The 15,462-nt window shown below is 34.6% G+C and carries 11 protein-coding genes; 10 read left to right on the top strand and 1 reads right to left on the bottom strand.

Annotated elements, in window-relative coordinates; genetic code table 11:
- Positions 1 to 127: 127 nt before the first annotated feature.
- Positions 128 to 1,672: a hypothetical protein gene (locus tag E0F89_RS13335; RefSeq protein ID WP_131910271.1), complete on the bottom strand. Its 1,545-nt coding sequence runs from the start codon at positions 1,670 to 1,672 to the stop codon at positions 128 to 130.
- Between the two features lie 155 nt (positions 1,673 to 1,827).
- Here E0F89_RS13335 and E0F89_RS13340 point away from each other — a divergent pair, with 155 nt between their 5' ends.
- The 10 genes from E0F89_RS13340 to E0F89_RS13385 all read left to right on the top strand — a co-directional run bounded on the left by E0F89_RS13340 (position 1,828) and on the right by E0F89_RS13385 (position 15,436).
- Positions 1,828 to 3,003 (top strand): 2-isopropylmalate synthase, encoded by a 1,176-nt coding sequence (locus tag E0F89_RS13340; protein ID WP_131910272.1) that lies wholly within the window; start codon positions 1,828 to 1,830, stop codon positions 3,001 to 3,003.
- Positions 3,004 to 3,052: 49 nt separating this feature from the next.
- A complete protein-coding gene (gene leuB, locus E0F89_RS13345) occupies positions 3,053 to 4,168 on the top strand; it encodes a 3-isopropylmalate dehydrogenase (RefSeq protein WP_131910273.1) in 1,116 nt (371 codons plus the stop codon).
- A gap of 51 nt (positions 4,169 to 4,219) precedes the next feature.
- A complete protein-coding gene (ilvD, locus tag E0F89_RS13350) occupies positions 4,220 to 5,893 on the top strand; it encodes a dihydroxy-acid dehydratase (RefSeq protein ID WP_131910274.1) in 1,674 nt (557 codons plus the stop codon).
- Positions 5,894 to 6,022: 129 nt separating this feature from the next.
- Positions 6,023 to 7,720, top strand: a complete 1,698-nt coding sequence (gene ilvB, locus E0F89_RS13355) for a biosynthetic-type acetolactate synthase large subunit (RefSeq protein WP_131910275.1) — start codon at positions 6,023 to 6,025, stop codon at positions 7,718 to 7,720.
- Between the two features lie 155 nt (positions 7,721 to 7,875).
- Positions 7,876 to 8,397, top strand: a complete 522-nt coding sequence (ilvN, locus tag E0F89_RS13360) for an acetolactate synthase small subunit (protein WP_131910276.1) — start codon at positions 7,876 to 7,878, stop codon at positions 8,395 to 8,397.
- 121 nt (positions 8,398 to 8,518) lie between these two features.
- Positions 8,519 to 9,988, top strand: coding sequence for a ketol-acid reductoisomerase (gene ilvC, locus E0F89_RS13365; RefSeq protein ID WP_131910277.1), 1,470 nt, complete (start codon positions 8,519 to 8,521; stop codon positions 9,986 to 9,988).
- Positions 9,989 to 10,498: 510 nt separating this feature from the next.
- Positions 10,499 to 12,406 (top strand): acetate--CoA ligase, encoded by a 1,908-nt coding sequence (gene acs, locus E0F89_RS13370; RefSeq protein WP_131910278.1) that lies wholly within the window; start codon positions 10,499 to 10,501, stop codon positions 12,404 to 12,406.
- Positions 12,407 to 12,542: 136 nt separating this feature from the next.
- Positions 12,543 to 13,673, top strand: coding sequence for an NAD(P)/FAD-dependent oxidoreductase (locus E0F89_RS13375; RefSeq protein ID WP_131910279.1), 1,131 nt, complete (start codon positions 12,543 to 12,545; stop codon positions 13,671 to 13,673).
- A complete protein-coding gene (locus E0F89_RS13380) occupies positions 13,674 to 14,387 on the top strand; it encodes a methyltransferase domain-containing protein (protein ID WP_131910280.1) in 714 nt (237 codons plus the stop codon).
- Complete coding sequence (locus E0F89_RS13385; protein ID WP_131910281.1) at positions 14,384 to 15,436, top strand: type III polyketide synthase; 1,053 nt, start codon at positions 14,384 to 14,386, stop codon at positions 15,434 to 15,436. Before E0F89_RS13380 ends, E0F89_RS13385 begins: the two co-directional genes overlap by 4 nt.
- Positions 15,437 to 15,462: the final 26 nt, after the last annotated feature.

Raw genomic sequence — 15,462 nt, forward strand, 5'->3', positions numbered from 1 at the left:
TTTAATAATTATCTTTTCGAAAAAGGAGAAATTAGATGCCAAGAGCAAATAATGACATTGGTTCTTGGCTCAAATAACAAAATTAAATTAGTCCGAATTTAACAAAGTGTAATCAGCTAAAAAAAAATTAGCGATTACTCAATTTTGCTTTTTCTTTGATAATATCACTGATTTTTCGATTCTCTATTTTACTTTCTAACCATGAAATAATATCCAGATAAAGAAATGCTCTTTTTTCGTACGTGTTTTTTTCTAATTCGATAAAACGTTCTCTCATTTTCACAAATTCCTTTTTAATGTCACCTGGATAAATGGAATTTAAGTTTTTCAAAAACTTAATTATTTCTTTTTGCACTTCATGCAAATCGTTCATTTTTAATAAAAATTTATAGGTATTTCTCAATTGATTTTCTAAATAATAATCATTACCCAACTCGTAATGCGCAATCAAACTCAGTAATCGGGCAAAACACATCAAATCTTCTCGCATAGAAAGATTTTTGTTGTTTATAATTTTCTCCAAGTAGAATATCGATTCAACATATTTTTCATTTCCAAAATAAATACTGGCAATTTTGTAAAAAAACATCATTTCGTGATGACCATCAAGATGGTCCGTGTGAATTTTTAATTTACTTAATACTTCGGGAATTAAGTATTCGCTTTCGGCAAAAGTACCTTCAAGAATATGGTAATTCAATTTATTATTATAGACATATAAAAATGATAAAGACGCAATGTTGTCATTCACCGGGAAATGGGAATCTTTGATGGTATCTTCCAGCAGCTCTAAATACTTTTTAAATTTAGATTTGTACTTCAACATATATAAAGATTCTAATAAATAATGATTTCCTTTTAGGAAAAACACAGGATTTAAATGAATCATACTTGGATTATCGTAAAAAAGAGTCACCCATTTTAAAGAGTATTTATAACAGGAAAGAAAATCCTGAACTAAAAAGCTTCTCCAAAGATTAGCATTGTAAAACCAATATTTTTCTCTAAATCCAAATTTTTTCTCATCTAATTTAGAAATGTGTTTTTTGAAATAATCGTCTATATATTTATATTCTTCATCACTTTTTACATAACCCGTCTTTAACATTATACCATACAACTGCAGCGATAAATTAGACAATTTGCTTGAAATCGTATTGCGATAATTCAGTTCTTTGGCTTGCACCACTAACTCATCGGCACGACCTTGAATACTTCTTGTGATATACTGTGATTCAATAAGTTTTTCAAATTCTACAATTTCATAGGCCATGAGTTTTTCGTCATTTTCTAAAGCTAAAATCTTTGTTTTATCTAAAATTTTTAAACTCTGCTTGTACAATCCTTTATTGTACAAAATAGTAGCAAAATCAATTTGTTCTCTCAGCTGATACCTCATATTCTGACTGGGAATATTCAAGCGAATACTGACCAAAATTTGCTTGTACAGATAAGATTTTAGATTTGATAACTGCACTTTTTTTATAATCCCACTTTTTAAAATGAGTTTCTCATCATAGCCTTCTGATTTGTCCAAAATATTAAATAATTCAATGAATTTTGTATTGGAACTGGTTTCCAATCGGCTTGCAAAAATCTTGAATTGTCTTTTTTCAGATTTTGAAAGGGATTTTATCAATACAAACAAGAAATCTTTTTGATGGTTAGCCATTGTAAAATTTAGAAGTGTAATACGTTGTAAATAAGTCGATTAAGTATTATTTAGTTCTTTTATGAGCAGTATATTTGATTAAAATGCATTTTTTGTATAAACTCTTGAAATCTATTTTTGCTATCAAGATGTGAAATTACATTAAATAAATGAAAATGGATAGGGAGAAAGTTCAAATTTTTGATACTACGTTGCGAGATGGTGAACAAGTACCAGGATGTAAATTAGACACTGGTCAGAAACTTATTATAGCAAATCGATTAGATCAAATGGGTGTAGATATTATAGAAGCCGGTTTTCCTGTCTCTAGTCCTGGTGATTTTTTATCTGTTGTAGAAATAAGCAAAATTGTAAAGAACGCAATAGTTTGTGGATTGACCAGAGCAGTAAAAAACGATATCGATGTTGCAGCTCAAGCTTTAAAATATGCAAAGAGACCGCGTATTCACACTGGTATCGGAACTTCAGATTCTCATATAATTTATAAGCTAAACACAACTAGGAAAGATATTATTGAAAGAGCAAAATATGCTGTTTCTTATGCTAAATCTTTTGTAGAAGACGTCGAGTTTTACGCCGAAGATGCCGGAAGAACCGATAATGAATTCTTGGCAAAAGTATGTGAGGAAGCAATAAAATCAGGTGCTACGGTACTAAATATTCCTGATACAACGGGGTATTGTTTGCCGGAAGAATACGGTGCAAAAATTAAATATTTAAAAGAAAACGTCAAAGGAATTGATAACGTAATCCTGTCTTGCCATTGTCATAATGATCTAGGAATGGCTACTGCCAATTCTATTGCCGGAGCGGTACATGGAGCCCGACAAATAGAATGTACTATTAATGGCGTAGGCGAAAGAGCAGGAAACACGGCACTTGAAGAAGTCGTTATGATTTTCAAACAACATCCCTATTTAAATTTATATACAGATATTAATTCAAAGCAATTAAGCGAAATGAGTCGGTTGGTTTCAGAAAGTATGGGCATGATGGTGCAACCCAATAAGGCGATTGTAGGCGCTAATGCCTTTGCGCACAGTTCCGGTATTCATCAGGATGGCGTTATAAAAAACAGATCAACTTACGAAATTATGGATCCGTTGGATGTGGGTGTAAATGAATCTTCAATCGTTCTTACGGCCAGAAGCGGCAGAGCAGCATTAGCTTACAGAGCAAAAAAAGTAGGTTATGAACTTACAAAAGTACAATTAGATATCGTTTATGTGGAGTTTCTAAAATTCGCAGATATCAAAAAAGAAGTAGTCAATGACGATATTCATCAAATTATAGAATGTTGCAAAATACAGAGTGAATTAATTAGAAGTTAAATATATATTTTGGTTTAACAATTACCAGACAATTAAAAAAATCAAACACATGAACTTAAAAATAGCATTATTGGCAGGAGACGGAATAGGACCGGAGGTAATTTTACAAGCGAAAAAAGCATTATACGCCATTGGTGTCGTTTATGACCATGAGTTTGTTTTTGAAGATGCCTTTGTTGGCGCTATTGCCATTGAAAAAACAGGAAATCCGCTTCCCGAACAAACACTGAATCTTTGCCTTAATACCGATGCTGTTTTATTTGGTGCAATCGGTGATCCGAAATATGATAACGATCCGGATTCCAAAGTCCGTCCCGAACAAGGTTTGTTAAAATTGAGAAAAGAATTAGGTCTTTTTGCAAATATCCGGCCTATAAAACCATACGATTCATTATTAGATTCTTCCCCTTTAAAAAGAAAAATAATTGAGGGCGCTGACTTCATTATTTTTAGAGAGCTGACAGGCGGAGTCTATTTTGGCGAAAAAAAATTAAATGAGGCGGGAACATTTGCATCGGACTTGTGTGAATATTCAGAAGAAGAAATTTCCCGTATCACCCACCTTGCATTTAAAAGTGCCCAAAAAAGAAGGAAAAAAGTAACCCTGGTGGATAAAGCTAACGTTCTTGAAACATCCAGATTATGGAGGAAAGTCGTAAAAAAAGTTGCTGAGGATTACCCGGAGGTAATTTTAGATTTCCTTTTTGTTGATAACGCAGCAATGCAAATCATTCTCAATCCAAAACAATTTGATGTGATTTTAACCGAGAATTTATTTGGGGATATATTATCTGATGAAGCCAGTGTAATTACAGGATCTATTGGCTTATTGGCATCCGCATCTTTGGGTCATACTAACGCACTTTTCGAGCCTATACATGGTTCTTACCCACAAGCTACAGGAAAAAATATAGCAAATCCTATTGCGTCAATATTATCTGCAGCAATGTTATTAGAACATTTTGGACTTCATAAAGAGGCTAAAAAAGTATATGAAGCAGTGGAAAAAGCTATCGAAGATAATGCGGTTACTGTTGATTTGAAATCGGATTCAAAATTTGGAACCAATGAAGTCGGTGATTTTATTGCGAATTTCATATTAAATAAGGATGATTTATATTTTAAAATTGATAATGTAAAAATAGGACAGTCGACGATTGTATAGCAAAAAAAGATAAAAGTAGAAACGACAAGAATAGAACCGAAACAACCAATAATGGAATTAAATAAATACAGCAAGACTATTACTCAAGATGAAACACAACCAGCTTCTCAGGCCATGTTGTACGGAATTGGATTAACGGAAGAAGATCTTAAAAAAGCGCAGGTTGGAATCGTGAGCATGGGTTATGATGGAAACCCTTGCAATATGCACTTAAACGATTTGGCTAAAGATATCAAGACTGGAGTCTGGGCAGTAGATTTAGTTGGTTTGATTTTTAATACTATTGGTGTCAGTGATGGAATTTCAAATGGTAATGATGGAATGCGTTTTTCTTTGGTTTCCCGTGATGTTATTGCAGATTCTATTGAAACAGTTATGGGAGCACAGTGGTATGATGGAATGATTGCTGTTCCAGGTTGCGATAAAAATATGCCAGGAGCGCTGATGGCTATGGGCAGAGTCAATCGCCCTTCTATTATGGTTTATGGAGGTTCGATTCACCCGGGAAAATGGAAAGGGGAAGATTTGAATATTGTTTCTGCTTTTGAAGCATTAGGGAAAAAATTCAACAACGCTATTACTCCTGAAGATTTCAAAGGTGTGATACAAAACGCTTGTCCGGGTGCAGGTGCTTGTGGCGGAATGTATACAGCAAATACCATGTCATCTGCCATTGAAGCATTAGGAATGAGTTTACCATACAGTTCTTCTAATCCTGCTTTGAGTCCAGAAAAAAAACAAGAATGTGCTGATGCTGGTAAAGCCATCAGAATATTATTAGAAAAAGATATTAAGCCTAGAGATATTATGACTCGCAAAGCATTCGAAAATGCGATTACAATTGTGGCTGTCTTAGGCGGTTCCACTAATGCGGTAATGCACTTAATTGCAATGGCACACTCAGTAGGTGTTGATCTTACCTTAAAAGATTTCCAAGATATTAGTGATAAAACACCATTACTTGCTGACTTGAAGCCAAGCGGTAAATACTTAATGGAAGACTTGCATAATGTTGGTGGAGTACCAGGCGTAATGAAATATTTATTGAAAGAAGGTTTCTTACACGGAGATTGTTTAACGGTAACCGGAAAAACAATTGCTGAAAACTTAGCTTCTGTACCTGATTTGAATGATGGACAAGAAGTGATTCATGAAATCCAAAAAGCATTAAAAGCTACTGGAAATATTCAAATTTTATACGGAAACATAGCTTCAGAGGGTTGTGTGGCAAAAATTAGTGGTAAAGAAGGTGAGTTTTTTGAAGGCACAGCAGTAGTTTTTGAAAACGAACATGATGTAATTAAAGGAATTAGAGCAGACCAGGTAAAACCAGGAAATGTCGTTGTTATTCGGTATTGTGGTCCAAAAGGAGGTCCGGGAATGCCTGAAATGCTTAAACCAACATCCGCAATTATGGGAGCTGGCTTAGGAAGTACCGTCGCTTTAATTACGGACGGACGTTTTTCTGGAGGTTCTCACGGTTTCGTAGTAGGTCACGTTACTCCAGAAGCCTATGAAGGTGGAGGAATTGCTTTAATAGAAAACGGTGATGTAATTTCAATTGATGCTGTGAAAAATACGATCAATATGAAAATATCCGACGAAGAATTTGCAAAACGTAAAGCCAATTGGAAAAAACCAGAATCATCAATTAAACAAGGAGTGTTACTTAAATATATTCGTTCGGTCACCAGTGCCTCTGAAGGATGTGTAACTGATAAATAATCCCAACCCCAGTCCTCCCCAAAGGGGTGGGAGTTGAGAAACAAATAATAAATATAAATTCCCCTATGCCAGTTTCGGCTCTCCCTTCTTCGGAGGGGGTTGGGGGGAGGAAAAATAATAAACGTACCCATGGGAACAAATAAAATATCCGGCGCCGAAGCCGTAATAAGATGCTTATTAGAAGAAGGAGTAGATTTGGTTTATGGCTATCCAGGTGGAGCTATAATGCCTGTTTACGACGAATTATATAAATTTAAAGACCAGTTACACCACGTTTTAGTACGTCATGAACAAGGCGCTACACATGCTGCACAAGGTTTTGCAAGAGCAACAGGAAAAGTGGGAGTGGCGATTGCAACTTCGGGGCCGGGAGCAACAAATTTAGTCACAGGAATTGCTGATGCTCAAATCGATTCGACTCCAATGGTTTGTATCACAGGACAAGTAGGGAAGCATTTACTAGGGTCTGATGCTTTTCAAGAAACAGATATCATCGGAATTTCGACTCCGGTAACCAAATGGAATTATCAAATTACGGAAGCTTCAGAAATTCCTGAAATCATTGCAAAAGCATTTTATATTGCCAAATCTGGTCGTCCGGGTCCCGTATTAATTGATATTACAAAAAATGCTCAGTTTGACGAAATTGAATTCAGTTATAAAAAATGTACCAGCATTAGAAGTTACAATCCAAAACCAACTTTAAATCTAGAAAAAGTTAAGGAAGCGGCAGAATTAATTAATAATGCAAAAAAACCATTTATCATATTTGGTCAGGGAGTAATCCTTGGCGAAGCCGAAGAACAATTAAAAGCATTAGTGGAAAAATCAGGAATTCCGGCTGCGTGGACGATTTTAGGACTTTCGGCAATGCCAACAGATCATCCGTTGAATGTGGGGATGTTAGGAATGCACGGAAATTACGGACCTAATGTTTTGACGAATGAATGTGATGTTTTAATTGCTCTTGGAATGCGTTTTGACGATCGTGTTACAGGTAATTTAGCCACTTATGCGAAACAAGCCAAAGTAATTCACTTTGAAATTGATCCTGCAGAAATAGATAAAAATGTAAAAACTACGGTTGCTGTTTTGGCTGATGTAAAAGAATCTTTGACCGCTTTACTTCCTTTTATCGAAAGTAAAACGCATGAATCCTGGCATAACAAATTCAAAGAATTATATAAAATTGAATTAGAATCAGTAATCAATGAGGAATTAAAACCTACAAATGACAAGGGAATTTCGATGGGTGAAACGATCGAAATGATCAACAAACACTCAAAAGGAGATGCGATAATGGTTTCGGATGTGGGGCAACACCAAATGTTTGCGTGTCGGTATGCCAAATTCAATTCGACAAAAAGTAATGTGACATCTGGTGGATTAGGAACTATGGGATTTGCTTTACCGGCTGCGATTGGTGCCAAAATGGGAATGCCAGATCGCGAAGTCGTAGCCATAATTGGCGATGGAGGTTTTCAAATGACGATTCAGGAATTAGGAACTATTTTTCAAACCAAAGTTCCTGTGAAAATTGTGGTCCTAAACAATGAATTTTTAGGAATGGTTCGTCAGTGGCAACAATTGTTTTTTGATAAAAGATACGCTTCTACGGAAATGATCAATCCTAATTTTATAGCCATTGCTGAAGGCTATTATATCAAAGCTAAAAAAGTAACCAAAAGAGAAGATCTTGATGCTGCCGTTGCCGAAATGATGGCTTCAAAAGAATCCTATTTCCTTGAAGTTATGGTGGAAAAAGAAAATAACGTATTCCCAATGATTCCAACAGGAGCATCGGTTTCTGATATAAGATTGAGTTAATCCCCACCCCAACCCTCCCCGAAGGGGAGGGAGATTGGAAGAGAAATTGTTAAAAGATTATATTTTTTTGAATTAGTAGTAAAAATTATAAACATCCCCTATGCCAGTTACGGCTCCCCCTCCTTCGGAGGGGGTTGGGGGGAGGACATAAAAAAATGGAAAATAAAACATTCACCATTTCTGTTTATTCAGAAAACAACGTTGGCTTACTAAACAGAATATCTGGAATATTCTTGAAACGCCACATCAATATTTTGAGTTTAAATGTATCCGAATCTGAAATAGAAAATGTTTCCAGATTTATAATTGTTGTTAATACAACCGAAAAATGGGTACAAAATATAGTAGGACAAATCGAAAAACAAATCGAAGTCATCAAAGCGTTTTATCATATCGATGAAGAAACTATTTTCTTGGAAAATGCATTATTCAAAATTGAGTCAAGCTTGCTTTTTGATGAAAAACAAATTCAGAATATAATTAAGGAAAGTCACTCTGAAATAGTTACGGTTGCAAGAGACTTTTTTGTGATTTCAAAATCAGGACAACGTGCTGAAATAGAATCGTTATATGAAAAATTGAAACCTTTTGGAATAATGCAATTTGTACGATCCGGCAGAATATCGGTATCCAAAGCAAAAATGGAAATTTCAACATTATTAGAAGAACTTTCATAGAGTATTCAGTTTGCAGTGCTCAAACGCTTTGCAGTTTGTCATTCCGACGAAGGAGGAATCTCAACCTTATCAGCATTAATTATTACAATTATTAAATTTTACATTCATTAAATATAAAAAAATGGCAAATTATTTCAATTCATTACCACTTAGATTACAATTAGAACAATTAGGCGTTTGCGAATTCATGGATCAATCTGAATTTGTAAATGGAATAAAAGCTTTAGCAGGAAAAAAAGTAGTCATTGTAGGTTGTGGTGCACAAGGTTTGAACCAAGGATTGAACATGAGAGATTCTGGATTGGATATTTCTTATGCATTGCGCGCAGATGCAATTTCAGAGCAAAGAGCTTCGTTTAAAAATGCTTCTGATAATGGATTCAAAGTTGGAACGTATGAAGAATTAATCCCAACAGCTGATTTGGTTTGTAACCTTACGCCAGACAAGCAACATACTGCTGTAGTTACCGCAATCATGCCTTTGATGAAAAACGGATCAACTTTGGCTTATTCTCACGGATTTAATATTGTCGAGGAAGGAATGCAAATTCGTAAAGACATCACTGTAATTATGTGTGCGCCAAAATGTCCCGGATCTGAAGTACGTGAAGAATATAAAAGAGGTTTTGGTGTACCAACTTTAATTGCGGTTCACCCAGAAAATAATCCAAACGGAGAAGGTTTTGAACAAGCAAAAGCGTATGCTGTTGCTACAGGTGGTCACAAAGCTGGAGTATTGAACTCTTCATTTGTAGCCGAAGTAAAATCGGATTTAATGGGAGAGCAAACCATTCTTTGTGGAATGTTACAAACAGGTTCTATTTTATGTTTTGACAAAATGGTTGAAAAAGGAATCGAGCCTGCTTATGCTTCAAAATTAATTCAGTACGGTTGGGAAACAGTAACTGAAGCCTTGAAACATGGTGGAATTACTAATATGATGGATCGTTTGTCCAATCCTGCAAAAATTGAAGCGTATGAATTAGCAGATGAATTAAAAGACATCATGCGTCCGTTGTTTCAAAAACACATGGATGATATTATCTCTGGTGAATTTTCAAAAAACATGATGATTGACTGGGCTAATGATGATATCAACTTATTGACTTGGAGAGCTGCAACTGCAGAAACTAACTTCGAAAAAACAGCTCCTACAACAGCAGATATTTCGGAACAGGAGTATTTTGACAATGGTGTTTTGATGATTGCCATGGTAAAAGCAGGTGTAGAATTGGCTTTTGAAACCATGACTCAAACTGGAATTATTGAAGAATCAGCGTATTATGAATCTTTGCACGAATTGCCTTTGATTGCAAATACAGTGGCTAGAAAAAAATTATATGAAATGAACAGAATCATTTCAGATACTGCAGAATATGGTTGTTATTTATTTGATCATGCTTGTAAACCGTTATTGACTGATTTTATGAAAACGGTGGATACTAATGTAATTGGAAAACCTTTTTCAACTACAAATGGAGTAGATAATGCTGTTCTTATTGCTGTAAACAAAAGTATTCGCCAACATCCAATAGAAGAAGTAGGGGAATGGTTGAGAGAATCGATGACTGCCATGAAAAAAATAGGATAATATAACAGCAATTACCACACATGAGGGCGTGCAGGGATTAGCATTATATCATTTGATTTCATAATATCTTGGATTAGTTAAAAAAATATTAAAAAATATAAATGGATATGGATGCTTGTACATTCACTTAACTTTAAAACCAATAAAGTTAGGTGAAGTAGTCCCTACTATTTTGTTTGATTAACCGAAAACTAATGTCTCTTTATATTTTAAAATAAACCTAGCAATAAATTCCATTCATAGATAATATGGTTCTCGTTAACTATAATTTATCAAGTTTTTTAGGACCATATTCCATTGTGATTAAATTTTGTTGATTCAAAGGTGGGAAAGATTTTATCTATCTCGCCTTTTCGTATTTTGTAAATTTTGTCAAAAACAGTAAGAATTAAACAAATTACTATTATAAGTGCTTTTTTATTTGAGAATCTATTTTTTTTTGCAAGTATTAATAATTTAAATAGTTTTAAGAATAGCGAGAGATTTGATACTTTTATAAAAAATTAAAACATGAGCTATTATAAAATTGAAAATTTAGAACAATATTTTAAACATTATAACAAATCAGTTCGTGAACCAAGAAAATTTTGGGGAAAAATAGCAGAAGAAAATTTCACTTGGTACCAACAATGGGATAAAGTGGTAGATTTTAATATGGCGGAAGCCGAAATCAAATGGTTTACGGAAGCTAAAGTAAATATTACAAAAAACTGTATCGACAGACATCTTAATAAAAGAGGGGAAAAGACTGCTATAATTTTTGAGCCTAATGATCCTGCTGAAGAAGCATTGCATATTACTTATAATGAATTACACCAACGCGTTTGTAAAATGGCCAACGTACTTCGTGAACAAGGAATAAAAAAAGGAGATCGCGTTTGCATTTATTTACCAATGATTCCTGAATTAGCCATTACTACTTTGGCTTGTGCCAGAATTGGAGCTATACATTCGGTTGTTTTTGCAGGATTCTCATCCTCTGCCGTAGCGACAAGAATTAATGACAGCGAATGTAAAATGGTTATCACTTCAGATGGTGGTTTTCGTGGAAATAAAACTATTGACTTAAAAGGAATAATTGATGAAGCATTAGAAAAATGTCCTTGTGTTGAAAAAGTTTTAGTGGCTAAAAGAATTCACACCGATATTAATATGGAAGAAGGCCGTGATCAATGGCTGCAACCTCTTTTAGACGAAGCTTCAGATAATAATGTTGCCGAAATAATGGATGCCGAAGATCCATTATTTATTTTATATACTTCTGGTTCGACAGGAAAACCAAAAGGAATGGTGCATACTACTGCGGGTTATATGGTTTATACGGCCTATACTTTCAAGAATGTTTTCAATTATGAAGAAAACGATATTTTTTGGTGTACCGCCGATATAGGCTGGATTACCGGGCATTCGTATACTTTATATGGTCCTTTATTGAATGGAGGAACAACAGTAATTTTTGAAGGTGTTCCCAGTTATCCTGACTTTAGTCGTTTTTGGGAAATTATCGAAAAGCATAAAATAACGCAGTTTTACACAGCGCCAACGGCAATTCGTTCTTTGGCAAAAGAAAGTTTAGAATATGTTCAAAAATATCCATTAAAATCTTTAAAAGTAATTGGATCTGTAGGAGAACCCATAAATGAGGAAGCTTGGCACTGGTACAATGACCATGTGGGAGATAAAAGATGTCCAGTGGTAGATACCTGGTGGCAAACTGAAACCGGTGGAATTATGATTGCGCCAATCGCTTTTGTTACTCCAACCAAACCAACATACGCAACTTTGCCCTTACCGGGAATACAACCCGTTTTGATGGACGAAAAGCGTAATGAAATTGAAGGCAATCAAGTGGTTGGTAGCTTGTGTATCAAGTTTCCCTGGCCTGGAATTGCCAGAACAATTTGGGGAGATCATCAGCGCTATAAAGACACTTATTTTTCTACTTTTCCTGGAAAATTTTTCACAGGAGACGGTGCTTTGCGTGATGAAGTAGGTTATTATAGAATTACAGGCAGGGTAGATGACGTAGTTATTGTATCCGGTCATAATTTAGGAACTGCTCCAATTGAGGATGCCATTAATGAACATCCAGCAGTTGCTGAATCAGCGATTGTGGGTTTCCCACATGACATTAAAGGAAATGCATTATATGGTTTTGTCACTTTAAAAGAAACTGGAGAATATCGAAATAAAGAAAATCTGATCAAAGAAATTAATCAGCATATAACAGATCACATTGGACCGATTGCCAAGTTGGATAAAATTCAATTTGTATCTGGTTTGCCAAAAACAAGATCCGGAAAAATCATGCGTAGGATTCTGCGCAAAATTGCAGAAGGTGATTATTCAAACTTTGGTGATACATCGACCTTGCTAAATCCTGAAGTTATTGATGAAATAAAAGAAGGAAAACTGTAAATTAAAAGAGAAGCTGTTTGAATCAAACAGCTTTTTTTTTGCACTACTACGACAAGGAGTAATCAAATTAATTATGTAAGCTTTATATTTAATTATATAGCTGTATTGGCAAACATTTTTATAAATTTACTTCTGTATGAAAAATAAAGAAGTCCTAATTATCGGTGGCGGTTTGGCAGGTTTGACGGCTGCAATTCATTTATCCCAAATTGGATTCAAAATTACTGTTGTAGAAAAAAATGAATTTCCGAAACACAAAGTTTGTGGCGAATACATATCAAACGAGGTTTTGCCTTATCTCAATTCGCTTAATTTAGATATCGCAGGTTTACTTCCAACAACTATTACTCATCTTGAATTTTCTACAAGTTCCGGGAAAATTATCAAAAACAGTTTGCCTCTCGGAGGATTCGGTATTAGCCGTTTTACATTGGATGAATATTTATATAAAAAAGCAGTTGCGAACGGCTGCGAAATAATCAGCGATACAGTTGAATCGATTGTTTTTGACGACGATGCATTTACCGTAACCACTTCAGATAATACCATTTTAAAATCGGAGATTGTAATTGGTGCTTTTGGAAAACGTTCAAATATCGATCAGAAATTAAATCGTAATTTCATTCTGAAAAAGTCTCCTTGGTTGGCTGTAAAGGCTCATTATTCAGGAGATTTTCCTAATGATTTGGTTGGTTTACATAATTTTAAAGGAGGATATTGCGGCGTTTCAAGAGTAGAAAATGACATCATCAATATTTGTTATTTGGCTGATTATGAGACCTTTAAACAATTTAAAAATATTGATGATTATCAAGAAAAAGTAGTGTCTCAAAACCCACATTTAAAAGTAATTTTCGAAAAAAGCAATTTGCTTTTTGAAAAGCCTTTAACAATCAGCCAAATTTGTTTTGAGCAAAAACAAGCCGTGGAAAATCATATTTTAATGATTGGCGATACTGCCGGATTAATTCATCCTTTATGCGGCAACGGAATGGCAATGGCTATTCATAGTGCAAAAATTGTCTCCGAATTAGTGGAAAAATATTTCAGTAAAGAAATCAAATCCAGAAATGAATTAGAAGAATCATATATTCAGGAATGGAATTTTAATTTCAAGAAAAGACTTAAAATGGGGCGATTGCTATCGAATCTTTTGCAAAAGCAGAGACTATCCGATGTATTGATGCGGATATTAATTATATTTCCGTTTTTATTGCCAAAAATCATAAAAAAAACACACGGGAAACCTATAATTTTAAACTTATAAATGCTTATCAATACCCAATATAGAACGGATCAACCGGAAACGATGGACGATTTTGCCATGGAAGGAGAAATCTTACGGGATGCATTAGACAAAATTGCCAGAATTAACCAGCTTTTAGGAGGAAACCAGTTAACTTTACGAGGTGTTCATAAATTGATTGAAAACATTTCCAAAACAACTGCAATTACTATCGTCGATGTCGGTTGTGGTAATGGTGATATGCTAAGAACTTTAGCCGATTATGGGTTAAAAAATAATTTGAATTTTCAATTGATAGGAATTGATGCAAATAACTTCACCGTTAATCATGCGGAACATTTATCTCAAAATTATCCAAATATAACCTATCAGTGTGAGGATATATTTGATAAATCTTTTGAAGAATTAAAATATGATATTGTTCTGTGCACATTGACATTGCATCATTTTAAAGACAATGAAATAATTCATTTATTAAATATTTTTAATGCAAATGCAAAAATTGGAATTGTTATTAATGACCTGCACAGGAGTGCAATAGCGTATCGTCTTTTTCAAGCATTATGTTTTGTTTTTCGATTGAATGCCATGTCCCGTGACGATGGATTAATTTCGATTTTAAGAGGATTTAAAAAAGTAGAATTAATAAATTTTTCAGAAAAATTAAATTTTAGCAACTATAAAATCCAATGGAAATGGGCTTTTCGCTACCAATGGATAATTTCAAAAATATGAGTGTAAAAATAAAAACAGTAAGCAAACAGTTACCCAAATATTCAAGAAATACAGAAGAAATTATTCCATTTCTTGATGCTTGGCTCGTTGGACAAGACGAGCGCTTCATTAGAAAAGTAAAGAAGATTTTTGAAGGTGCAGCTGTTGATAAACGATACTCCATTATGGATCCAATTGAAGTATTTACAAAAACTTCATTTGAGGAAAGAAACGATATTTATGTTCGTGAAGTAATTGAATTAGGTGAAAAAGTGCTAGAAAAAGCGTTGAAAAAAGCCAATTGGAATCCAGAGGATTTAGACTACATCATTACAGTAAGTTGCACTGGAATTATGATTCCGTCACTGGATGCTTATTTAATCAATAAATTGAAATTACGTCAGGATATTGTTCGGCTTCCAGTCACCGAAATGGGCTGTGCAGCTGGTATTTCGGGAATTATTTACGCTAAAAATTTCTTGCAGGCTAATCCTGGCAAACGGGCTGCCGTAATTGCTGTCGAAAGCCCTACAGCTACGTTTCAACTAGACGATTTTTCGATGGCAAATATTGTGAGTGCAGCTATTTTTGGTGATGGCGCTGCTTGTGTTTTGCTATCTTCCCATGAAGATGATGAAGGTCCCGAAATTCTAGCTGAAGAAATGTATCATTTTTATGACAACATACACATGATGGGTTTTAAGCTTACCAATTCAGGTCTGCAGATGGTGTTAGATATTGAAGTTCCTGAAACAATTGCTTCTCATTTTCCGGATATTATTCATCCTTTTTTAGAAAAAAACAATATGGAAATGGGGGATATCGACCATCTAATATTTCATCCAGGTGGAAAGAAAATTGTTCAAACGGTTGAAGCTTTATTTTCTGATTTAGGGAAAAATATAACCGATACCAAAGAAGTATTGCGTTTGTACGGAAATATGTCGAGTGCAACTGTTTTATATGTTTTGGAACGAATTATGGATGGTGCTCCAAAAAAAGGGGAGAAAGGATTAATGCTGAGTTTTGGACCGGGATTTTCGGCGCAACGAGTTTTATTACAGTTTTAGCCCCTAACCCGTAAATGAGGGAATAG

Source organism: Flavobacterium caseinilyticum, from assembly GCF_004349085.1.
Classification (GTDB): Bacteria; Bacteroidota; Bacteroidia; order Flavobacteriales; family Flavobacteriaceae; genus Flavobacterium; species Flavobacterium caseinilyticum.